Here is a 21,840-nt window from a genome sequence, read left to right on the forward strand (position 1 = left end):
CCCGTTCCCGGTCAGAAGACCGGAACGCCCTCGCGGACCAGCTTCCAGTTCGGCTCGGCGAAGGTCGCCGGGTCGATCGTGCCGGAGGCGGTGGCGTACTCGATCAGCGCCTGCCGGATCTCGACCTGCGCGTTGTAGAGCACCGGGGCGGTCGTCACGTGCGGGAAGCCGCCGCCGCCGGACTGGCGGTAGTTGTTGATCGCGACCACGAACCGCTGGTCGGCGGCCACCGGCTGCCCCTGGTAGGAGAGCCCGGCGATCCGCTGCCCGACCGGCTTGGAGATGTCGATGTCGTACACGACGCCCGAGAGCTGGTCGTAGTTGTAGTCGGGCGTGCCGGACGCGTTGGTGAGCGCGGCGACGTCCACCGGCGCGCCGGGGGCCACCTGGGCGAAGTACTTGGCGGAGTACTCCAGGTAGTCCTTGAGCTGGGCGCCGGTCAGCGTGACGGCGAGCAGCGTGTTGTCGTAGACGTACAGGCCGGCCATGTCGCGCACGCTCACCGGGCCGGCGGGGAAGACGGCCGTGCGGCTGAACGGCGCGGCGATCGAGATCACCGGCAGCGACGCCTCGGGGGTGCCCGCGATCGCCCTGCTCACCAGGTCGGTCTGCACCTTCTGGATGTAGTCGAGGATCGCGGTGTCCTTGTACGGCGACTCCGCGGCGGAGAGCTGCTCCTTCGACTGGGCGATCACCTGGTTGACGTAGCCCACGGTCTTGTCGTGCTGGGACTTCATCAGCGCGACGATCTTCGGGTCCTCGGCCACCGTGTTCGTGTTGAGCGTGGTGGACGACTTCGCGGTGACCGTCCACCGGCCGCGCTGCTTGGTCAGGGTGAAGTCGACCACGGACAACCGCTGGCCCCACTTGGCCGGCTCGGTCAGCAGCACCTGCTGCCCGGTGGCCTTGTTGGTCACGAACCGCTGCGGCACCTCGTTGTGGGCGTGGCCGAACAGGACGGCGTCCACGCCCGGCACCTCCTCGGCGACCATCGCCGCGGCGTTCTCCACCGGGAGGTCGGTGCCGTAGGAGGACAGGCCGCTGTCGCCGGCGTGCGCGGTGACGAGGACCACGTCGGCGCCGAGGCCGCGCATGACCGGCACCCACTTCTTCGCGGTGGCGACCAGGTCGAGGAACTTCAGCTCGCCCTCGACGTTCGCCTTGTCCCAGATCGCGACGCCCGGGTTGGTCAGCCCGAGCACGCCCACCTTGATCGGCTTCTCGCCCTTGACCTTCATCGTCTTGATGACGTACGGCTCGTACGCGGGCAGGCCGGTCCTGGCCGACACCGCGTTCGCGCCCAGGACGGGGGCGTCCATCTGCTCGATCCACCTGGCCAGCAGCGGCAGCCCGTAGTTGAACTCGTGGTTGCCGAGCGTCACCGCGTCGTACCCGATGGCGTTCATGGCCTTGGCCATCGGGTGGGTCTCGCGGGAGCCGGTGATCGGCTCGACCTTGGCGTAGTAGTAGTCGAGGGGCGTGCCCTGGATGGTGTCGCCCGAGTCGAAGAGCAGCGTGTGGTCCGCCCCCCGCTCGGCGCGGATCCGCTTGACCAGCGTGGAGATCTTCGCCAGGCCGACGTCGTTGTGCGCGCTGTCGTCGTACTCGGCGTCCTTGAAGTAGTCCCAGTTGAGGGCGTTTCCGTGGATGTCGGAGCTGGCCATCACGGTGATCTTCACCGAGTGGTCGGGAGCGGCGGCGAGGGCCGCGGGGGTGGCGAGACCGAGGACCGCCAGGGCGGTGGCGCCGGTCATGAGCGCCCGCCGGACTTTTGGTGACATGCGAGGGAGAGTAGTTACGGGAGATTAATCCGTGGTCACGGCTTCCTTAAGGCGACACAGTCCCCTCGTGACCGGCGCGGTGACCCGGCGCCTCTCGTATGTGAGCCGCCTACCAGCGCATGCGGACCTGCTCGGCCCAGCCGAGCAGGCCGTCCACCCGGACGGGCGCGCCGCCGTCCGGCCGGATCACCCCGTTGTAGTGGCCGAAGCACTGGTGGCCCTCGGTCGCGATCACCAGCGCGTTGGTCCGGTCGGCCCGCTCGTGGAACGGCGTGAACGTCAGATCCACCCGGTCCGAGCCCGGCGTCCGCAGCGTCCACGGCGCGAGGTAGTCGGCCGTGGAGTACGTCCACTCCAGCTCCTCGCCGATCTTGGTGAGCCGGCCGTCCACGCACAGCGCGTTCTCGGTCATGCCGGTGCCCGCCGTCCACTTGCCGCCGAACTGCAGGCCCACCACGTGGCCGTCGGTCTCCCCCGAGGCCGCGCCCCAGTTCCACAGCGTGTCGTACGGCCAGCGGCCCCGGCCGTGGTCGAGCACGCCCCAGCCGGCGAAGTCGATCGTCTCCGAGCCGATTCTGACCGTCCCCTCGGCGCGGCGCGCCGTGTGCTTCGACGTGTACTGGAAGCGGCGCTCGCTCCACGGGATCACCACGCTGAGCGTCTCGTGGCCCGGCGGCAGCGCGACCAGCAGGTCGGCCTCCAGCGGTCCGTCCGGCGTCGCGCAGCGGGCCCGCAGCCGCGTGCCGCCCTCCTCGTGCCGGATCCCGGCCGTGACCGCGCCGTACACCGTCACGTCGCCGTCGAGGAGGCTGCGCGGCAGCCGCACCCCCTTGGCGAACGGGACGATGCTGGTCTTGGCGTGCTCGCGCCCGCCGTACTCCAGGAAGTAGACGCTGTTCAGCGCCATGTAGTCGATGTCGCTGACGGTGATGGCGATCAGGTGCGTCGGCGTCGTGACGCACCAGTACTCCCACCGCTTGGTGCGGCCCCAGCCCCGCAGGTTGCAGCGGTGCAGCGGCGTGCGCGACCAGCCGACGGCGGCCGGGTTCAGCCGCCCGTCGGAGGTGCAGAGATCGATCGGCGCGGTGATCTCCGGCTCGTGGGTGGTCGTCTCGTGAGGGGACATGCGCCGCAGCCTAACCAGACCGGCCCTTCCCGAGGAAGGTTCGGTTTTCCGGCGGACACGCCACCCGAAGAGGGCTGTCCGGATTGGTACGGTTGAAGCCCCGGACAGACCCAAAGTTAAGGAGACCCGTGGAGGTCGAACAGACAGCGCTGCCCGGAATAGGGCTGCGTCACGAGTTCGTCACGCAGGCGGGCAGGCGCATCGGTGTCGTGTCGCACCGTACGGGGCGCCGCGACCTGATCGTGTACGACCGCCTCGATCCCGACCGCGCGTGTGAGGCCATCAAGCTGAACGACGAGGAGTCGGACGCCCTGGCCGAGCTGCTGGGCGCGCCCCGGATCGTCCAGCGGCTCAACGCCCTCCATCGCGAGGTGGAAGGGCTCGTCAGCGAACAGCTCCCCATCGCCCCGGGCACCCCGTACGCGGGGCGGCCGATGGGAGACGCGCGCGTGCGCACCCGGACGGGGACGTCGATCGTCGCCGTGGTGCGCGCCGGACAGGTGATCGCGAGCCCGGGACCGGAGTTCGTGCTTCAAGCAGGAGACGTGGTGGTCGTGGTAGGAAGCTCAGAAGGCACCGAGGCCGTCGCCGAGATCATGGCGAACGGGTAGGGCAGCGGGTGCACACAGCGATCCTCTTCGTCGAACTCGGTGGTGTAATTCTGGCGCTGGGCGTGCTCGGAGCGCTCGCCCTGCGCGTCGGTATCTCTCCCATCCCCCTCTATCTGATCGCCGGTCTCGCCTTCGGCACCGGCGGCATCCTCCCCCTCGCGACCAGTGAGGACTTCATCTCGGTCGGCGCGGAGCTGGGCGTCATCCTCCTGTTGCTCACCCTCGGCCTCGAATACAACGCGGACGAGCTGGTCACCAGCCTCCGCGGCAACTTCCGCGGCGGTCTCGTCGACCTGGTACTCAACGCCGCCCCCGGCGCCGTATGCGCCCTCCTGCTCGGCTGGGGACCGGTCGCGGCGATCGCGATGGCCGGCGTCACCTACGCCACGTCATCCGGCATCACCGCCAAGGTGCTGTCCGACCTGGGCTGGATCGGCAACCGGGAAACCCCGGTGGTGCTGTCGCTGCTGGTCTTCGAAGACCTCACGATGGCGCTGTACCTGCCGATCCTCACCGCCGTCCTCGCCGGGGTGAGCTTCATCGGCGGCGCGGTCACCGTCGCCATCGCGCTCGCCACCGTCAGCGTCGTCCTCCTGGTCGCCCTGCGGTACGGCCGCGTCATCGAGGCGTTCGTGCGCAGCCCCAACTCCGAGGTCCTGCTGCTCAAGGTGGTCGGCCTGGCCCTGCTGGTCGCGGGCCTCGCCCAGAAGCTGCAGGTCTCGGCCGCGGTCGGCGCCTTCCTCGTCGGCATCGCCCTGTCCGGCGAGCTGGCCGAGGACGCCCGCGCCCTGCTCTCCCCGATCCGCGACCTGTTCGCCGCGGTGTTCTTCGTCTTCTTCGGCCTGCAGACCGACCCGGCCGCCATCTGGCCCGTCGCCGGTCTGGCCGCGCTCCTCGCCGTCGTCAGCATGATCACCAAGCTGGCCACCGGCGCGTACGCGGCCCGGAGGGCAGGCATCGCACGGGAAGGCCGGGTACGGGCCGGCATCGCCCTCATCCCGCGAGGCGAGTTCAACATCGTCATCGCCGGACTCGCGGTCGCCGCCGGGGCACATCCGGACCTCGGCCCCCTCGCCGCCGCGTACGTCCTGATCCTGGCGGCGTTCGGCCCGCTGGCCGCCCGCCTCGTCCAACCCCTCATCGCCGCCGTCGCCCGCCGCGCCTGACAGACCCGTCCCCTTGGCGATCGAGTCGGCCACTCGATCGCCAAGGAATGGTGACCGCTGCGCTGCGGCGGGCGGTTGCTCCGGTGTAAATGGTGGCGGCGGCGGATCGAAGCTGTATCCGGTTCGCTCTGCTGGATGGTGACGGCTGCGCTGCGGCGGGCGGCTGCTCCGGCGCAAATGGTGGCGGCGGCGGATCGGAGCCGTATCCGGTTCTCGTCGCCTCATGGTGACCGCTGCGCTACGGCGGGCGGCTGCTCCGGCGCGCCGTGATAGTTGCGCTCTGCCGATTCCCCGCTTCGCGGTCTCGGGCGCGGTGGTACAGGGCACGGTCTTACGCGCGCCGGAGCAACCGCCCGCACTCCGCTCCGCTCGCCACCGCCTTGCCCCCGTCGCCGTCACCGCACCGTCTCGTCCTCGGCCTGCTTCTCGCCGCAGGCCGGAAACCAGACTCATGGCTCGCGCCGTCTGAGATCACGCTGCGCTGCGGCGGATGGCTCCTCCGGCGCGCCGTGACAGCTGGTCTCTGGTGCAACCGCTTCGCGGCTCCGGGCGCGGTGGTACAGGGCACGGTCCTACGCGCGCCGGAGGCCCCACCCGCCTCCGCTCCGCTTCCCCGCCGTTTCGGCCTCCCCGCTCCGCCGTTCCGATTTCCAGGTTCACCGCCGTATGGGTCGGTCTCGTTTCTCATGTCGGCGTGGGAGTGCTTCGCCTCGTTTCGGAAGGGGGGATGCCTTCCCGGCCCGGCCTTTTCGCTAGGGCGGGGATGTGGAGGCGGCCTTCTCGCCAGGCGGGCTCTCCGCCTCGCCGAAGCGGCGTTCGCACGGCCGTCGTCCAGGGAGTAGGTGAGTGGGGGCGTTCCGCAAGGCGGTGGGGTGGGCGGCAACAGGCCAAGGTGGCTTGACGAGTGGTTACGCGACGAGCAGGAGCACGCTGATCGCCGGCATCACCACTGCGGTAGCGCCGTGGAGTAGAGGCGATGTCGCGCACAAGCGCGATAGCAGCGCTAGTTGTGATAGCGACGATATTCCTATCGTAGACATGATGTCTAGCATTGCTATGATGTCGCTATGTCCGCCATCGCCAAACGTCGCGAACGTGAACGCGCCCAACGCCATCAGCTGATCATCACGGCCGCCCGCGAACTGGCCGAGGCCGAAGGGTGGGAGGCGGTGACAACGCGAAAGCTGGCTGAGCGCGTCGAGTACAGCCAGCCTGTGCTTTACAGCCACTTCAACGGGAAGGACGCCATCCTGCGCGCCGTTGCCCTCGAAGGCTTCGGTGAACTCGCGGCCCGCCTGCGCCGTGCCCGGCTGGCCACCCCCGAGCCGCCTCAGGCGCTGCACGCCGTCTGCCGCGCTTACCTGGAGTTCGCGGCCGAGCAGCCCGCCCTCTACCAGGCCATGTTCGTCCTGCCGACCGATGTGAAGTTCGCGCACGCCGAGACGCCGCCCCCACTGCGCGCCGCTTTCGACGAGTTCGTGAACTGCTTCCGCTCGGACAACTCGCGACGTGAACTGTTCGCCGAAGTCACCTGGAGCGCGTTGCACGGCATGGCCGTCCTGTCGGACAGCGGCCGCATCCCCCCGAACGGCCAAACGGAGCGGCTCGACTTCCTTGTCACCCAGATCGCCGGCACACCAAGTGGACCGGCCACGCTGTGAAGGGCCATTGAGAGGCCAAGGGGCTGAGCCGAGCCACTGGCAGGCCGAGGAAGGTACGCGGCCGTGATCGATGGCGGGCCTGGTTTCTCGGCGGATCCGTTCGATCTTGTCGTGAAGGTGGCCGGCGGCGGGCCGGTGGGACGGGGATCGACCGAATCGCGTGGTCAGAGGGTGCGGCGGGGAAGCGAAGCGGAGGCGGGTGGGGCCTCCGGCGCGCGTAGGACCGTGCCCTGTACCACCGCGCCCGGAGCCGCGAAGCGGTTGCACCAGAGATCAGCTGTCACGGCGCGCCGGAGGAGCCATCCGCCGCAGCGCAGCGGCGATCCCCGCCGTGCAGGACCATGCGCTGGTTTCCGGCCTGCGGTGAGAAGCAGGCCGAGGACGAGACGGTGCGGTGACGGCCACGGGGGCAAGGCGGTGGCGAGCGGAGCGGAGTGCGGGCGGTTGCTCCGGCGCGCGTAAGACCGTGCCCTGTACCACCGCGCCCGAGACCGCGAAGCGGGGAATCGCCAGAGCGCAACTATCACGGCGCGCCGGAGCAGCCGCCCGCCGTAGCGCAGCGGTCACCATGAGGCGACGAGAACCGAGCAGGGTTCCGTTCCGCCGCCGCCACCATTTACACCGGAGCAACCGCCCGCCGCAGCGCAGCGGTCACCATGAGGCGACGAGAACCGGATACGGCTCCGTTCCGCCGCCGCCACCATTTGCGCCGGAGCAGCCGCCCGCCGTAGCGCAGCGGTCACTGTTCGGCGAGGTGAACCCGGCACCGCCTCAATACCGCCACTCCAGCGCCGTCACCCCACGCCGAAGTCGGCCCGGCAGGCGTCCAGGCCGTGGATCTCCACCGGAACGGGGGAGACGAAGTCCTCGCGCAGCAGCCGGAAGTGGTGGTCGACGACCCGGCGGCCGCGCACCGCGACGATGTCGTGGCCGTCGGGCCGGTAGCCGAGCTTGCGCGAGACGGCGTGCGACGCCTCGTTGCCGGAGAGCGCGGAGGAGATCGCGCTCTCCGCTCCGAGTCCCGCGAAGGCCAGGTGGAGTACGGCGGCGCGCATCTCGGTGCCGATGCCCTTGCCGTGGTGGGCGCGGCCGAGCCAGGATCCGCTGCCGACCTCCCGTGTGACGGCGAAGTCGGTCGCCCGCAGACATTGGGTGCCCACGACCTGTCCCTCGTGGACGATCATGAAGTAGCAGCGCCAGTTCTCCGGCGTCCAGTTCGCCAGGGCGGCGAGCTGGCTCCGGATCAAGCGTCCGGGCAGCTCCTCGGCCGGAGCGTCCGTCCAGGAGGACAGGAACGGCATGAACTCCGGGTCGTGTATTCCTTCGACGGCCCGGTCCGCGAGTCGGTCGAGGTCGTCGAGGGTAGGCAGCCGGAGTTCGAGGCGAGGCGTGGTCAGGCGGAGATCGAGGAGCGGCCAGTGACGCATGGCCTGGATTGTCGTGGAAGGCGGGACATGACGGCATCCGTTTTTCTTTCTATCGTTGCTTGCGGGATGCCGGGCGCACCGCCGTACCTTCGAGGATCGATGTGACCACCAGCAGGACGCCGTCGCCGTTCGAGCCGGGGGAGACCTCCCTCATCGTGAGGACGCCCGAGGCGGAGCCGATCGTGAGCCGATGGCGGGAGCGGTTCGACCCGTCGGCGGCGTACGGCGTGCCCGCCCACGTCACCGTCCTCTACCCGTTCCTTGAGTACGCGCGGATCGACGCCGCGGTCGTGGCGGAGCTGCGGGAGCTGTTCTCCGGTCACGCGGCGTTCGAGTCGCGGCTCGCGCGGTGTGGCCGCTTTCCCGGCATCCTGTACCTCGTTCCCGAGCCGGAGGAGCGGTTCGTGGCGTTGACGGAGGCGGTGGCCGCGCGCTGGCCGGAGGCTCCGCCGTACCGGGGGCAGTTCGACGAGGTGATCCCGCACCTGACGGTGGCGGACGGCGACGACCTCGACACGATCGAGCGGGAGGTCGCGGCCCGCCTCCCGGTGGTCGTCCGCGCCCTGTCGGTGTCGCTGGAGGTGTTCGACGGCGAGCGGTGGCGTCAGGAGGCCGAGTTCCCGCTGCGGCCGTGACCCGGGGCGTGCCTTCCGCCTGGTGAATTAGGACCGGTTTCGTCCTATTGGCCGTCTAGTGTCACCGGCATGGCAGACAACAGCGAAACCCGCCCTTTCCGCGTGGACGCCCCGGAGGCCGGTCCGGGCGGTCCACGGGTGCTGGGGCGGCGGGCGCTCAGCCGGGCGACCCTGGAGCGGCAACTGCTGCTGCGCCGCCACGACCTTCCGGTGGCCGCCGTGGTGGAGCACCTCGTCGGTCTGCAGGCGCAGACCACGCAGACCTGGTACACCGGCCTGTGGACGCGCATCGAGGGGTTCCGGCCCGAGGACGCCTCCGACCTGCTGGCCGGGCGCGAGCTGGTCCGCGTCGCGCTCATGCGCTCGACGATCCATCTGGTGACCGCCGCCGACTGCCTGGCGCTGCGGCCCGTGGTGCAGCCGGCCATGGAACGCGGCCTGTACGCCAACAGAGCCATGCGGCCGATCGCCGGCCTGGACCTGGACAAGGTGGTGGCCGCCGGGCGGGAGCTCCTGGACGAGCTGCCGCGCACCACCGCCGAGCTGGGCGCGCTGCTCCACGAGCGGTTCCCCGAGGGCCCTCCCAACGCCCTCGCCTCCGTCGTACGCAACCTCGCCACGCTCGTGCAGGTGCCGCCCCGAGGGCTCTGGGGCGGGAGTGGGCAGACGCGGTACGCGACGGCCGAGACCTGGCTCGGCCGTCCCCTCGACCCCGCGCCGTCCGTCGAGAGGACGATCCTGCGCTATCTCGGGGCGTTCGGGCCGGCCACGGTCAAGGACGTGCAGACCTGGTCCGGGCTGACCCGGCTCGGCGAGGTGCTCGACCGCCTGCGGCCCGGGCTCGTCACGTTCCGGGACGAGCGGGGCCAGGAGCTCTTCGACCTGCCGGAGGCCCCCCGCCCGGGCGAGGACGTGCCGGCGCCGCCGCGCTTCCTGTACGACTTCGACAACCTCCTGCTGTCGCACGCCGACCGGAGCCGCGTCCAGACCGAGGCGTGCGCGAGGACGCGCTCGCACGTCAAGAACGGCCTCGTCCCCGGCGCTGTGCTGGTCGACGGGTTCACCGCCGCGAACTGGAAGATCAGCCGAGGCAAGGAGGGGGCCGTCCTCGAAATCCAGCCGTACGCCGCGCTGTCGCCGGGGGACGCGGACGCCGTCGTGGAGGAGGGGGCCCGGCTGCTCGGCTTCGCCGCCGCGGGCGCCGCGGCCCACGACGTGCGGATCCTGCCCCCGGTCCGCGGCTAACCTGCGAGTCCACCCCCGATGTGGAGACGAGGAGCCATGGAGAGTACGAACGGCGCGGAGCTGGTGCGCCGGGCCCGGGTGCTGGCGGGGAGGTCGGCGGACGCCGGCCGTCCGGTCGTGCTCGGGATCGCGGGAAAGCCGGGCGCGGGCAAGTCGACGCTCGCCGCGGCGCTGGCCCGGGCGCTGAACGCCGAGGCGCCGGACCGGGGTGTGGTGCTCGCCCCGATGGACGGTTTCCACCTGAGCAACGACGTCCTCGACGGACTGGGCCTGCGCGACCGCAAGGGGGCGCCCGAGACGTTCGACGCCTGGGGTTTCCTCGCCCTCCTGGAACGGATCAGGGCCGGGCGGGAGCCGGTCGTGTACGCCCCGACGTTCGACCGGGCCGTCGAGGAGCCGGTCGCGGGTGCGATCCCCGTCCCCAGGGAGACGCGGCTGGTGATCACCGAGGGCAACTACCTGCTGCTGGACGGGGAGCCGTGGCGGCGGGCCCGCGCCCTCCTCGACGAGGTCTGGTACGTGGAGGTCGCGGACGCGCTGCGGCTCGACCGGCTCACCGCCCGGCACGCGGCCTTCGGCAAGACGCCCGAGCAGGCGCGGGCCTGGGCCACCGGCAGCGACGAGCGCAACGCGGAGCTGGTCGGCCGCGCCGCGGGCCGCGCTGACCTGCGCGTACGCTTGGACGGCTGGTCCTTGGAGACATTTGGCCAGGTTATGGGATTTGGTAGACAATAAGCGGAATGTCCAGGTAGTCCCGTCGGGCGGTTCACCCGGCACGCGAACAAGGAGGCGCGACGTGGCGAGGAAGGCACCCGGCGAGGACGTCAGCGACAAGGACCTCACGGTCGGACCGCCCAAGGAGTGGGCCGCCGGCATCCCGGCCGTCACGAACTCCCTGCGCATGTCGTACGACCAGATGGGCGCCGGGCGCACGCTGCTCACCCTGGCCAGGGTCAACCAGAAGCACGGGTTCGACTGCCCGGGTTGCGCCTGGCCCGAGGGCGACCACCGCAGCCCGGCCGAGTTCTGCGAGAACGGCGCGAAGGCCGTGGCGGAGGAGGCCACCACCCGCCGGGTCACCCGCGAGTTCTTCGCCGCGCACCCGGTGCGCGAGCTGGCCGGCCGCACCGACTACTGGCTCGGCCAGCAGGGACGGCTCACCGAGCCGATGCACAAGCCCGCGGGCGCGGACCACTACCGGCCGGTGAGCTGGGACGAGGCGTTCGCGATCATCGCCCGGGAACTGCGGGCGCTGGAGTCGCCGGACGAGGCCCTGTTCTACACCTCCGGCCGCACCTCGAACGAGGCCGCGTTCGTCTACCAGTTGCTGGTCCGCAGGTTCGGCACGAACAACCTGCCCGACTGCTCCAACATGTGCCACGAGTCCAGCGGCTCCGCGCTCAACGAGACCCTGGGCATCGGCAAGGGGACGGTGTCGCTGGCCGACCTGCACCGCGCCGACCTCGTCTTCGTGGTCGGGCAGAACCCCGGCACCAACCACCCGCGGATGTTGTCGGCCCTGGAGAAGGCCAAGCGGAACGGCGCGCGGATCATCGCGGTGAACCCGCTGCCCGAGGCCGGGCTGCTGCGCTTCAAGAACCCGCAGCGCGCCTCGGGCGTGGTCGGGCGCGGCACCACCCTGGCCGACCGTTTCCTGCAGATCCGGCTCAACGGCGACCTCGCGCTCTTCCAGGCGTTGTCGCGGCTGCTGCTCGACGCCGAGGACGCCGCCCCCGGCACGGTCGTGGACCGGGAGTTCGTCGAGGAGCACACGTACGGCTTCGAGAAGTGGGCGGAGGGTCTGCGCGGCCTCGACTGGGACGAGGTGGCCGAGGCCACCGGGCTGGACCGGTCCGCCATCGAGGAGACCGCCCGGGACGTGATGGCGGCCGAGTCCGTGATCGTCTGCTGGGCGATGGGCCTCACCCAGCACAAGAACTCCGTCCCCACGATCCGCGAGGTGGTCAACTTCCTGCTGCTGGGCGGGAACGTCGGACGGCCCGGCGCGGGCGTCTGCCCGGTGCGCGGGCACTCCAACGTCCAGGGCGACCGCACGATGGGCATCTACGAGAAGCCCGGGGCGGCGTTCCTCGACGCGATCAGGGACGAGTTCGGGTTCGAGCCGCCCCGCCGCCACGGGTTCGACACCGTCGAGGCGATCAGGGCCCTGCGCGACGGGCGGGCCAAGGTGTTCTTCGCGATGGGCGGCAACTTCGTCGCGGCCACGCCCGACACGGAGGTGACCGAGGCCGCGATGCGCGGGGCCCGGCTCACCGTCCAGGTGTCCACCAAGCTGAACCGCTCGCACGCCGTGTGCGGCGAGGAGGCGCTGATCCTGCCCACGCTTGGCCGTACGGAGCGGGACGCCGACAGGTTCGTCACGGTCGAGGACTCCATGGGCATGGTCCACGCCTCGCGCGGGCGGCTGCGGCCCGCCTCGCCGCACCTGCTGCCGGAGGTGGAGATCGTCTGCCGGCTGGCCCGCGAGCTGTTCGGTCCGGACGACCACCTGCCGTGGGAGGAGTTCGCGGCCGACTACGGCGCGATCCGCGACCGGATCGCGCGCGTCATCCCGGGGTTCGACGACTTCAACGCGCGGGCCCTGGACGGCTTCGCGCTGCCCAACGCCCCCCGCGACGAGCGGCGCTTCCCCACGGCGACCGGCAGGGCCAACTTCACCGTGAACACCCTGGAAGTGCTGCGCGTGCCCGAGGGCAGGCTGCTGCTGCAGACCGTGCGCAGCCACGACCAGTACAACACCACGATCTACGGCATGGACGACCGCTACCGCGGGGTGAAGGCGGGCAGGCGCGTCGTCTTCGTGCACCCCGACGACCTGGCCGAGCGCGGCCTGGCCGACGGCGACATGGTGGACCTGATCAGCGAGTGGCCGGACGGGGAGCGCCGGGCCGAGGCGTTCCGGGTCATCGCCTACTCGACCGCGCGCGGCTGCTGCGCCGCGTACTTCCCGGAGACGAACGTGCTGGTGCCGCTGGACTCGGTCGCCGAGACCTCGGGCACTCCCACGTCCAAGAGCGTCGTGGTCCGGCTCAGCCGGTCCGGCGCGGCGACCGCCTGACGACGCGCACGGAAAGGCCCGCGCGGAGGGTGTCCGCGCGGGCCTTCACGTCATCGGAGAGCGGTCACTGGGCCCGGCGGCGCAGGCCCGCCACCCCGACGGCGGTGCCCGCGACGCCGACGACGACCCCGATCGCGCCGATGAGCCGCGCGGTGCCGTCGGACGACGAGGTCTCGGCCACCGCGGCGACCGACGGCGCGGCGGACGGGGACGCAGCGTGGCCGCCGGCCGTGTCGTCGCCGGCCGCGACCAGCTTCAGGACGGGCGCCGGGTGGTCCGGCTCGGAACCGTCCGCCTTGGCCGGGTCGGCCCACTTCACGACCTCGCCGCCCGAGTAGGTCTGGACGGTCGGGAACGCCAGCTCGTCCACCTTGCTGGGCAGCGGGCCGACCGACGCCTCGAACTCCTGGAACTGGCCGGGGCCGATCTTCCCGCCGGACCAGGTGATCTTCAGGACCGACTCGGTGATCGTGTCGCCGGAGTCGGACACCACGGGGGCGGGCAGCTTGCCCTGGGTCACCTTCACGTCCCAGCCCGGGACCGGCCGGACCGAGACGAAGGGCAGCGGGTTGTCGGTCGGGAACTCCACCTCGACCTTGGTGGTGGAGGCGTCGTCCCGCTCGTTCGGGACGCGGAAGGCGAGCTTGCTCCAGGAGCCCTTCACCGCGGATCCGGGGTTGACGCTGACATGGGCGAGAGCCGGTACGGCGAGGCCGATCGTGAGCGCGAGGGCACCGGCGGTGACGGCGGCGGCGCGGCGGGCGGCGGTGGTCATGGTCATGGGAGGTCTCCAGTCGTCTTCGTGAATGCCGGAAGGGCGCGAACCGCCGGACGGGCGGGGAGGGGCCCCGGCCCTGGGGGACGCGGTCGCGCGCGGAACGTCAGAAGGCGGGGAGAACGGGCGGGCCGCGCCGTACCAGCGCGTGCCTGAGCACCCGGCCGGTCAGCCGCGTGGGCGCGGCCGCGGCGCGGGGGAGCGGGACGAGCGGCGCGGCGGGCAGTCGCGCCGGGGCGAGCAGGCGCAGCGCGGACGCGCCCAGCCTGCGGAGCAGGGACCACAACGCGTTCTCGCCGCGCGCCAGCCACCACCCGGTGACCAGCGTGGCGACGAGGTGGGCGGCGACCATGCCCACGTCCACGCCGAGGCGGTGGGTGTGCGGCGGCACGGCGAGGCCGTCCGGGACGGTGGCCCGGCCGAGCAGCAGGTGCAGGAAGAGCTGCGCTCCCGCGAGGAGGCCGGTGATGGCGGCGCGCGAGCGCTCGCGTCCGGCCAACGCGGCCGAGGCCGCCATGATGACCGTGCCGCCGACGGCGAGCGCGCCCGGCGTGGGCCCGGTCCCTCCGGCGAACCTGTGCGCGCAGACGCCGAGAACCACGCAGACGACCGAGAAGGCGGCGGCGCGGGCGAGACGCAGGGGGAGGCGGGCACGCATGACGCCCAAATGGTCTCACAGAGAGTCGCCGGGCCGTCTCTCCCCTGAACCTTTCATTTCCCGCGCTGGCCTGCGGGCGGATGAGCCGGGGGGCCCGTTTCCCGACGAAACCCTCGTCTCTGACGGCATGTGCGGACATACTCGGACCCGAGCGGTTTCCCTGCCGGGGACCGGGCCCGGGAACGCGGTTCGGGCGCCCGGCTCGGGTCCCGTGGCGACGACCCCCCATCGCGACGAACCGTGGCGAGGACACCGTGACGTCTCCCCCCGCACGTCCCGAGGAGCCCCCGGCGCAGGGCTCGCACGCCGTACACCCCGCACCGGGCGACGCGCCCCCGGCCTCCGCTCCGGCGGCCTCCATCACGGCGGTCGCCGCTCTGGTGGGCGTCGCCGCCTTCGCCGTGCTCGGGCTCGCCCTGTGGTTCGGCGGCGGCACGCCGCGCCCGCCGATCGAGGGGCTGCCCGCCCCCGACGTGGTCACGATGATCGGCCTCCCGGCCGTACGCGTGCTCCACGACGCCTGCGCCGCCGCGACCGTGGGAACACTGCTCGCCTCCCTGATGGGCCCGGCCGAGAGCGCGGGACGGATCGCGCGTTCGGCCGGGCCGTGGGCCCTCGGGTGGGCGGTGAGCGCGATGCTCACCGAAGTCCTCACGCTGTCGGACTTCCTGGCCCTGTCCGTGCCCGAGACGCTGAGCTCCGGGGTGCTGCCCACGTTCGTCCTGGACATCCCGCAGGGCCAGGCGTTCCTCGTCGTCGGCGTGCTCGCCCTGCTGGTCGCGGTCGGCGTGCGCGGGCCGCTCGGCGCCCTCGGCCGTACGGGACCGGCCGTGCTGACCGGGCTCGCGGTCGTCGCCGTGCTGCCTCCGGCGTACGTGGGGCACTCGGCCTCGGCGGCGGACCACAACCTCGCGGTCTCCAGCCTGATGTTGCACATCGCCGCGGTGACCCTGTGGGTCGGCGGCCTGTACGGGGTGGTCGCGCTGCTGCGCGGGCCGGTGCTCGCGGTGCGCCGGTTCAGCGCCCTCGCCCTGTGGTGCTTCGCGGCCGCCGGGTTCTCGGGGCTGGTCAACGCGTGGATCCGGCTCGGCGATCCGGTCCGGCTCCTCGACTCGCGGTACGGCCTGCTGCTCCTCGCCAAGATCGCGGCGCTGGCGGCGCTGGGCTGGTTCGGATGGCGGCACCGCCGCTCGACCATCGCCGCGCTGGAGAGCGGGCGCGGCTCGCGGCCGTTCCTGCGGCTGGCGGCGGCGGAGATCGCGGTGATGGCGGCGACGCTCGGACTGGCCGTGGCGCTGTCGCGCACGGCGCCGCCCCAGGCGGAGGGCGGCCTGGCCCACCAGCACGAGTTGCTCGGCTACGTCGTCGCGCCGCTCGTCCCCGGACGGCTGCTCACCGTTGTCCGGCCGGACCCGATCGTGCTCTTCGCCGTCGCGGGGGCGCTCGCCGCCTATCTGGTCGCGGTGCGGCGGACCGGCGGCCCGTGGCCCGTCCGGCGGATCGCCGCCTGGTCGGCGGGGGCGCTGGTCCTGCTGTACGCCCTCGTGGGAGGCGTGGCCGCGTACGGCCCGGCCGTCTTCTCGGCGCACGCGGCGCAGCTCGCGCTGGCGGGCACGGCCGGCCCGGCCCTGCTCGCCCTCGGGGCCCCGCTGTCGCTCCGCCTCGCCGCGGTCTCGCGGCCGTTGTCCCATCCGCTCGCGGCGCTGGCGTGCTACGCCGTGCCGTACCCGCTGCTCTATCTGACCGGGCTCTTCGACCTGGCCCAGTCGAGCCTCGCTGTACGGCTGGCGACGCAGGCGGTCGTGGTGGTGACCGGGACGCTGTTCTTCGCGGTCGCCCTGGGCGTCGATCCGCTGCCGCGCGCGATCGGGGTGCCGGTCCGGGTCCGGATGTTGCTCGGCGCGGCCGTGGTGCAGGTCTGGGTGGGGCTGCTCCTGTTCACCGGGCCGCCCCAGGGGCACGACTGGTACGCGGCGCTCACCCTGCCCTGGGCGCCCGAGCGGGCCGGAGACCAGCGGCTGGGCGCGCTGCTCGGCCCCGGGATCTCCCTGGTGGTGATCGCCGTGCTCCTGGCGCTGCTGCTCGGCCGCGGCCGGGCCGCCCGCCGCCGCCTCGCCGTCCGGCCAGGGGGGTGACCGCGGACTCAGCATATCTACGTATGCTGATGTGAAAAATTCTTCAATTGGGGACCACTTCATGTCAGTGCTCCGCCCCCACGCCGCCGCGCCCTCCGCCCGGGCCAGGCTGCGCGGACTGCTTCCCGCGCGCGCCGACTGGCGTCCGGCCCGCCGCAGCCCCGGCCGCGACCTGCTCGCCGGGCTCACGGTGGCCGTCGTCGCCCTTCCCCTGGCGCTCGCGTTCGGGGTCAGCTCCGGGCTCGGCGCCCAGGCCGGTCTGGCCACGGCCGTGGTGGCGGGCGCGCTGGCCGCCGTCTTCGGCGGCAGCAACCTCCAGGTGTCCGGTCCGACCGGCGCGATGACGGTCGTCCTGCTGCCGATCATGCGGCAGTACGGAGCGGACGGGGTCCTCATGGTGGGGCTGCTCGCCGGGCTGGTGCTCGTCGCCCTCGCCGTCGCCCGCGTGGGCCGGTTCGCCCGCTACATGCCGATGCCGGTCATCGAGGGGTTCACCGCGGGCATCGCCGTGGTGATCGCGCTCCAGCAGGTCCCCGCGGCGCTGGGCGTGGCCGGTGCCGCGGGCGAGCGGGTCTGGCAGGTGGCCGCCGACGCCGTCGCCCGGTTCGCGGCCGACCCGCACCCCGCCGCGCCGCTGATGGCGCTCGCCGTCGCGGCGGTGATGCTGCTGGGAGCGCGGCTCCGGCCCACGGTGCCGTTCTCGCTGCCGGCGGTGGCGGCGGCCACCGTGGTCGCCCAGGCCGGCGGGCTGGACGTCGCCCGCATCGGGGCGCTGCCGCCGGGGCTGCCCGCGCCGTCCCTCGGCTTCGCCGACCCGGGCGTCGTCACCGTCCTGCTGCCGTCGGCTCTCGCGGTGGCCGCGCTCGCCGCGCTCGAGAGCCTCCTGTGCGCGTCCGTCGCGGACGCGATGAGCGTGGGCGAGCGGCACGACCCCGACCGGGAGCTGTTCGGGCAGGGCGTCGCGAACCTGGCCGCGCCGCTGTTCGGCGGCATCCCGGCGACCGCCGCGATCGCGCGGACGGCGGTCAACGTCCGGTCGGGCGCCCGCTCGCGCCTGTCCGCGCTGGCCCACGCGGCCGTGCTCGCCGTGATCGTGTTCACCGCCGGCGGCCTGGTCGCGAGCATCCCCCTCGCGGCGCTGGCCGGGGTCCTGCTCGCGACCACCGTCCGGATGGTCGAGGTGGGCTCGTTGCGGGCCATCGCCCGATCCACCCGGAGCGACGCCGTCGTGATGGTTCTGACCTTCGCCGTCACGGTCCTCTTCGACCTGGTCACCGCCGTCGCCGTGGGTGTGGGGGTCGCCATCGTGCTCGCGCTGCGGGCGGTGGCGCGCAGCGTCCGGGTCGAGCGGGTGCCGCTGGAGGGCGAGGGCGAGGCCGCGACCGCGGCGGACGACGCCGAGGAGCTGCGGCTGCTCGGCGAGCACATCGTGGCCTATCGCTTCGACGGGCCGCTGTTCTTCGGGGCCGCGCACCGCTTCCTGCTCGAACTGTCCGAGGTCGCGGACGTCCGCGTCGTCATCCTGCGCATGTCGCGCGTGTCCACCGTCGACGCCACCGGGGCGGTCGTGCTCGGCGACGTGATCACCAGGCTGGAGCGGAGGGGCATCGTCGTGCTGCTGTCCGGGATCCGTCCCGGGCACGACCAGGTCCTCGCCTCGCTCGGCGTCGCCGCGCACCTCCGCGAGGACGGCCTGGTCTTCCCGGACACGCCCGCCGCGATCCGCCATGCCCGTACACTGCTGAACCCCGGATCATCCGCCCGCGAGACCGTGCGGTGAATCTGATTTAGGACTATTCTGGTAGGGATTTACCAGAATGGTCCGCCGTCGTGGGAGGATGGTGCGCCGGTGAGCCCAGGGCAGCGCGCCGAGACGCCGATCACCGCCGCCATCATGGCGGGCCGCTGGATCAGGTCGGCCGTCGTCGACCACGGCCCAGGCCCCGGGCGGGACTCCGGGGCGGACCGCCACTGGGAGCCGAACCCGGACCCGCGCGGCCGGTCCGCGATGGCCGGCGACCGGTTCTCGCTCTACTCCGGGGCCGCCGGGATCGTGTTGTTCTTCCTCGAACTCGCCGCCGCCACCGGCCACGAGGAGTATCTGGAGGACGCCCGCGCCGGCGCCCGCCACCTGGCCGCCGCCTGGCCCGGCCTGACCGACCTCTCGCTCCACCACGGGCTCGCGGGCGTGGTCTTCGCGCTCGGCGAGGCCGGCTGGGCGACCGGTGACGAGCGGCTCTGCGAGGCGGCGCGGGCCGGCGCCGACCGCGTCGCCCGCGCCGTACGCCCGATGGACGGGGGCGTCGGATGGACCGGCGACCCCGCCCAGCGCGGGGACGGCGGCATCGTCCTCGGCCTGCTGCACGCCGCCGGGATGCTCGGCGTGCCGCTGTACGAGGAGATCGCCGTGGCGGCGGGCGAGCGCATCGCCGGGATGGCGGTGCCCGGCCACCGCTTCGGCGGCGACTCCTGCGCGGACCTGCCCGCCGACGCCGTCACCCCCGGGTTCCTGTCCGGCACCGCCGGGACCGCGTTCCTGCTGGCCCGCCTGTACGGCGTCACCCGCGACGAGCGGTTCCTCGTCGCCGCGCGCAGGGGCGCGGACTTCGTCCGCACGGTCAGCCTGGTCACGGAGCGGTGCGCGCTCGTGCCGCACCACGTCCCGCAGGGGCGCGGCCTGCACTACCTCGGCTTCTGCTCCGGCTCCGCCGGGGTGGCCCGCATGTTCTACGAGCTGTACCGCGTGACCGCAGACCCCGGCGACCTCGACTGGGTCGAGCGGCTGGCGCACGGCGTCGTCCAGAGCGGCGTGCCGGGACGGCAGACCGCCGGGTACTGGAACGTGGCCTGCCAGTGTTGCGGCACGGCCGGGCTTCTGGAGCTGTTCGTCGGCCTGTGGGCGGCCACGGGACGCGAGGCGCACCTCGACTTCGCCCGGTCACTCGCCGCCAACCTGATCGGCCGCGCCACCGGCCACGACGGGCGGGGATACCGCTGGTACCAGGCGTACCGGCGGCTGCGGCCCTGGGAGGTCACCGCGGACACCGGCTACATGGTCGGCGCGGCGGGGATCGGCGCCGCGCTCCTGCACCTGGACGCCGCGGGGCGGGCGGGCGAGCCGCGCCGCCTCGTCCTGCCGCCCGACAACCCGTTCCCCGCGATCCCCGTGCCGGCCGCGCTGCTGCGCCGGCAGCCCTGACGCGTCACCGCCCGCGACGGCGGCCCTTGAGCAGGGAGGCGACGCGGGACAGGGCCCGGTCCCACTCCGACCCGAACGGGTTGTCCTGCACCAGGTAGGTCCACGTCGCGGTCGGGCGGGCCAGCCCCTGGCCGGCCAGGTCCAGGGTGACGTCCACGGTCTCGAACGTCTCCTTCGACCGCCGCCCGATCTCGTCCAGCACGTGCCGGTACGCGGGGACCGCCTCGCGGTTGAACTCGTCGAGCGGGTTGAGCCGCCCCAGCGCCCGCAGGTGGATGCCCTCGCGGACGTCCGCCATGTGGGCGAGGTACTCGGTCCAGCAGCGGTCCAGGTGGAAGAGCACGATCTGGCGCGCCGCCCGCTCGACGGCCTCCTCCCCGGCGGACGCGCGCAGTTCGGCGTACCGCTCGGGGCAGGCGTCCTCCAGCGCGCGGGCGCCCGCGTCGCCGTGCAGGATCCGGTCGCGCCGTTCGAGCAGCTCGGCCCGCTGTCGTTCGAGCAGCCGCGTGTAGCGCCAGGTGTTGCGGTGGATCTCCAGGTTGACGCCCTCGGCGACCCGCTGCGCGTGCCCGGCCGTCCAGGCGGCCTCCGGATGCCGTACGACGCCGTCGGGGTCGGCGGCGGGCAGGGCCGCGTCGGGGGCGTAGGCGGTGAGCAGCTCGTCCTCGCCGCTCACGAAGAACACCGAGCCGCCGGGGTCGCCCTGACGTCCGGCGCGGCCCCGGAGCTGGTCGTCGAGCCGGCTGCTGTCGTGGCGGCCGGTGCCGATCACGTACAGCCCGCCGAGCCGCCTGATCGCCTCCTCGGAGCCCTCGCCGCCGGCGGTGTCGTCGCCAAGGCGGATGTCGGTGCCGCGCCCGGCCATCTGGGTGGACACGGTGATCGCGCCGTACGCCCCGGCCCGGGCGATGATCGCCGCCTCCTCGGCGTCGTTCTTGGCGTTGAGCACGACGGGCTCGAGCCCCCGTGCGCGCAGCCGGAGGTCGAGGCTCTCGGACTCGGCGACGTCCAGCGTGCCGACCAGGATCGGGCGGCCGGTCGCGTGCCGGGCGGCGATCTCCTCGACGATCGCGGCCACCTTGTCCTCGGCCGCGGCGAAGATCCGGTCGGGCTCGTCCACCCTGACGCAGGGGCGGTTGGGCGGGATGACCGCGACCTTCAGGTCGTAGAACTCGCGGAGCTGCTCGCCGACGGCCACCGCCGTACCCGTCATGCCGCATATTTCGGGATAGCGGGTGAGGAGGCCCTGGATCGTGATCGAGTCGAGGATCTCGCCGGTCTCCGAGGGCGCGAGCCGCTCCTTGGCCTCGACGGCGGCCTGCAGGCCGTCCGGCCAGCGTTGCAGCAGCGCGACCCGGCCCCGCGACGGGTTGATCAGATGGACTTTCCCGTCCCTGACGATGTAGTCCACGTCCCGCGTCAGCAGCGCGTGCGCGTGCAGCGCGAGGTTGACCTCGGCGACCGTGCCGGGATGGTCGTACAGGTCGATGCCCAGGGCCTTCTCCACCGTGTCGGTGCCCTTGGCGGTGAGGAAGACGTTGCGCCCCTCGTCGTCGACCTCGAAGTGGTAGCCCCGGGACAGCCGCCGCACCAGCGCCGCCGTCTCCGGCGCGGTCCGGCCCGCGTCGGCCGCGCCGGCGAGGATCAGCGGCACCCGGGCCTCGTCCACCAGCACCGAGTCGGCCTCGTCCACCAGCGCCACCTCCGGCGCAGGCACCAGCAGGTCGGCCGGGTCCGTACGCAGCCGGTCGCGGAGCACGTCGAACCCCAGCTCGCTGACCGCCGCGTACGTCACGTCGCGCGCGTAGGCCGCGCGCCGCTCCTCCGGCGTGGAGTCCTGCCCGATCCAGCCGACGGTGAGGCCGAACGCCCCGTACAGCGGGGCCATCCACTCGGCGTCCCGCCGGGCCAGGTAGTCGTTGACCGAGATCACGTGGACCCGCCTGCCGCGCAGCGCGAAACCGGCCGCGGCCAGCGCCCCCGACAGGGTCTTGCCCTCGCCGGTGGCCATCTCGGCGACGTTGCCGTCGAGCAGCGCCAGCGCCCCCACGAGCTGCACGTCGTACGGCCGCTGCCCCAGCGTCCGCACCGCCGCCTCGCGCGCCACCGCGCAGAACTCCGCGGTGCCGACGGCGTCCGCCGCGGGGGGCGGCAGCTCGGGGCGGGCCCGCACCTCGGGCTCCAGCCGGGCGGCCTCGGCGACCGTCGCCTGGAACCGGGCCAGGTCCACGCTCCCCGGCTTCTCGAGGAAGCGTCTGATCATCTGCGGCACCCAGGCCATGCCAGCTCCAAGGAGTCGTTTGCCGGACTGGGTTTCGTCTGTCCGGTTCCCCGAGCCATTC

Annotated in this window: 16 protein-coding genes; 10 read left to right on the plus strand and 6 right to left on the minus strand. The window is 72.8% G+C overall.

The genetic code is table 11. The features are described from left to right. Positions 1–11: 11 nt before the first annotated feature. Together AWQ70_RS09560 and AWQ70_RS09565 are read right to left on the minus strand one after the other, a co-directional pair. Positions 12–1,781, minus strand: a complete 1,770-nt coding sequence (locus AWQ70_RS09560) for a bifunctional metallophosphatase/5'-nucleotidase (protein WP_067173059.1) — start codon at positions 1,779–1,781, stop codon at positions 12–14. Between the two features lie 109 nt (positions 1,782–1,890). Continuing rightward, positions 1,891–2,907 (minus strand): DUF2804 domain-containing protein, encoded by a 1,017-nt coding sequence (locus AWQ70_RS09565; protein WP_067173062.1) that lies wholly within the window; start codon positions 2,905–2,907, stop codon positions 1,891–1,893. Between the two features lie 128 nt (positions 2,908–3,035). Here AWQ70_RS09565 and AWQ70_RS09570 point away from each other — a divergent pair, with 128 nt between their 5' ends. The 3 genes from AWQ70_RS09570 to AWQ70_RS09580 all read left to right on the plus strand — a co-directional run bounded on the left by AWQ70_RS09570 (position 3,036) and on the right by AWQ70_RS09580 (position 6,345). Then, positions 3,036–3,518 carry a cation:proton antiporter regulatory subunit gene (locus tag AWQ70_RS09570; RefSeq protein WP_067135740.1) on the plus strand — a complete coding sequence of 161 codons (483 nt, stop codon included), beginning with the start codon at positions 3,036–3,038 and terminating at the stop codon, positions 3,516–3,518. Positions 3,519–3,526: 8 nt separating this feature from the next. Continuing rightward, positions 3,527–4,684 (plus strand): cation:proton antiporter, encoded by a 1,158-nt coding sequence (locus AWQ70_RS09575; RefSeq protein ID WP_067173065.1) that lies wholly within the window; start codon positions 3,527–3,529, stop codon positions 4,682–4,684. 1,067 nt (positions 4,685–5,751) lie between these two features. Beyond that, a complete protein-coding gene (locus tag AWQ70_RS09580) occupies positions 5,752–6,345 on the plus strand; it encodes a TetR/AcrR family transcriptional regulator (protein ID WP_067173068.1) in 594 nt (197 codons plus the stop codon). 794 nt (positions 6,346–7,139) lie between these two features. On the opposite strand, the gene AWQ70_RS09585 is transcribed toward AWQ70_RS09580, so the two are convergent. Next, on the minus strand, positions 7,140–7,772 hold the full coding sequence (locus AWQ70_RS09585; RefSeq protein WP_067173073.1) for a GNAT family N-acetyltransferase: 633 nt from the start codon (positions 7,770–7,772) through the stop codon (positions 7,140–7,142). 101 nt (positions 7,773–7,873) lie between these two features. On the opposite strand from AWQ70_RS09585, the gene AWQ70_RS09590 reads away from it, so the two are divergent. The 4 genes from AWQ70_RS09590 (at position 7,874) to AWQ70_RS09605 (ending at position 12,731) form a co-directional block, all read left to right on the plus strand. After that, positions 7,874–8,407, plus strand: coding sequence for a 2'-5' RNA ligase family protein (locus tag AWQ70_RS09590; protein ID WP_218004474.1), 534 nt, complete (start codon positions 7,874–7,876; stop codon positions 8,405–8,407). A 69-nt stretch (positions 8,408–8,476) separates the two neighbouring features. Next, a complete protein-coding gene (locus tag AWQ70_RS09595; protein WP_084516728.1) occupies positions 8,477–9,652 on the plus strand; it encodes a winged helix DNA-binding domain-containing protein in 1,176 nt (391 codons plus the stop codon). A gap of 36 nt (positions 9,653–9,688) precedes the next feature. Beyond that, complete coding sequence (locus tag AWQ70_RS09600) at positions 9,689–10,387, plus strand: nucleoside/nucleotide kinase family protein (RefSeq protein WP_067173076.1); 699 nt, start codon at positions 9,689–9,691, stop codon at positions 10,385–10,387. Between the two features lie 61 nt (positions 10,388–10,448). After that, complete coding sequence (locus AWQ70_RS09605; protein WP_067173079.1) at positions 10,449–12,731, plus strand: FdhF/YdeP family oxidoreductase; 2,283 nt, start codon at positions 10,449–10,451, stop codon at positions 12,729–12,731. A 64-nt stretch (positions 12,732–12,795) separates the two neighbouring features. Here AWQ70_RS09605 and AWQ70_RS09610 read toward each other — a convergent pair whose 3' ends face one another. Both AWQ70_RS09610 and AWQ70_RS09615 read right to left on the minus strand, forming a co-directional pair. Then, on the minus strand, positions 12,796–13,512 hold the full coding sequence (locus AWQ70_RS09610; protein ID WP_084516730.1) for a YcnI family copper-binding membrane protein: 717 nt from the start codon (positions 13,510–13,512) through the stop codon (positions 12,796–12,798). 100 nt (positions 13,513–13,612) lie between these two features. Then, on the minus strand, positions 13,613–14,164 hold the full coding sequence (locus AWQ70_RS09615; RefSeq protein ID WP_245646874.1) for an MFS transporter: 552 nt from the start codon (positions 14,162–14,164) through the stop codon (positions 13,613–13,615). A gap of 254 nt (positions 14,165–14,418) precedes the next feature. Between AWQ70_RS09615 and AWQ70_RS09620 the strand changes: the two genes are divergently transcribed. The 3 genes from AWQ70_RS09620 (at position 14,419) to AWQ70_RS09630 (ending at position 19,498) form a co-directional block, all read left to right on the plus strand. After that, positions 14,419–16,299 (plus strand): bifunctional copper resistance protein CopD/cytochrome c oxidase assembly protein, encoded by a 1,881-nt coding sequence (locus AWQ70_RS09620; protein WP_067173082.1) that lies wholly within the window; start codon positions 14,419–14,421, stop codon positions 16,297–16,299. A 61-nt stretch (positions 16,300–16,360) separates the two neighbouring features. After that, positions 16,361–18,079 carry a SulP family inorganic anion transporter gene (locus AWQ70_RS09625; RefSeq protein ID WP_067173085.1) on the plus strand — a complete coding sequence of 573 codons (1,719 nt, stop codon included), beginning with the start codon at positions 16,361–16,363 and terminating at the stop codon, positions 18,077–18,079. A 69-nt stretch (positions 18,080–18,148) separates the two neighbouring features. Then, positions 18,149–19,498: a lanthionine synthetase LanC family protein gene (locus tag AWQ70_RS09630; protein ID WP_067173087.1), complete on the plus strand. Its 1,350-nt coding sequence runs from the start codon at positions 18,149–18,151 to the stop codon at positions 19,496–19,498. 4 nt (positions 19,499–19,502) lie between these two features. Here AWQ70_RS09630 and secA2 read toward each other — a convergent pair whose 3' ends face one another. Next, a complete protein-coding gene (secA2, locus tag AWQ70_RS09635; protein ID WP_067173090.1) occupies positions 19,503–21,779 on the minus strand; it encodes an accessory Sec system translocase SecA2 in 2,277 nt (758 codons plus the stop codon). Between the last annotated feature and the right edge of the window lie 61 nt (positions 21,780–21,840).

The sequence above is a fragment of the Microtetraspora niveoalba genome (genome assembly GCF_001570405.1).
In the GTDB taxonomy this organism is placed as follows: Bacteria; Actinomycetota; Actinomycetes; order Streptosporangiales; family Streptosporangiaceae; genus Microtetraspora; species Microtetraspora niveoalba.

Bases quoted from the DNA above. Each gene is read 5' to 3' on its own strand.
- AWQ70_RS09560 (WP_067173059.1), bottom strand. From the start codon at position 1,781: ATGTCACCAAAAGTCCGGCGGGCGCTCATGACCGGCGCCACCGCCCTG.
- AWQ70_RS09565 (WP_067173062.1), bottom strand. From the start codon at position 2,907: ATGTCCCCTCACGAGACGACCACCCACGAGCCGGAGATCACCGCGCCG.
- AWQ70_RS09580 (WP_067173068.1), top strand. From the start codon at position 5,752: ATGTCCGCCATCGCCAAACGTCGCGAACGTGAACGCGCCCAACGCCAT.
- AWQ70_RS09585 (WP_067173073.1), bottom strand. From the start codon at position 7,772: ATGCGTCACTGGCCGCTCCTCGATCTCCGCCTGACCACGCCTCGCCTC.
- AWQ70_RS09595 (WP_084516728.1), top strand. From the start codon at position 8,477: ATGGCAGACAACAGCGAAACCCGCCCTTTCCGCGTGGACGCCCCGGAG.
- AWQ70_RS09600 (WP_067173076.1), top strand. From the start codon at position 9,689: ATGGAGAGTACGAACGGCGCGGAGCTGGTGCGCCGGGCCCGGGTGCTG.
- AWQ70_RS09610 (WP_084516730.1), bottom strand. From the start codon at position 13,512: ATGACCATGACCACCGCCGCCCGCCGCGCCGCCGCCGTCACCGCCGGT.
- AWQ70_RS09615 (WP_245646874.1), bottom strand. From the start codon at position 14,164: ATGCGTGCCCGCCTCCCCCTGCGTCTCGCCCGCGCCGCCGCCTTCTCG.
- AWQ70_RS09625 (WP_067173085.1), top strand. From the start codon at position 16,361: ATGTCAGTGCTCCGCCCCCACGCCGCCGCGCCCTCCGCCCGGGCCAGG.
- secA2 (WP_067173090.1), bottom strand. From the start codon at position 21,779: ATGGCCTGGGTGCCGCAGATGATCAGACGCTTCCTCGAGAAGCCGGGG.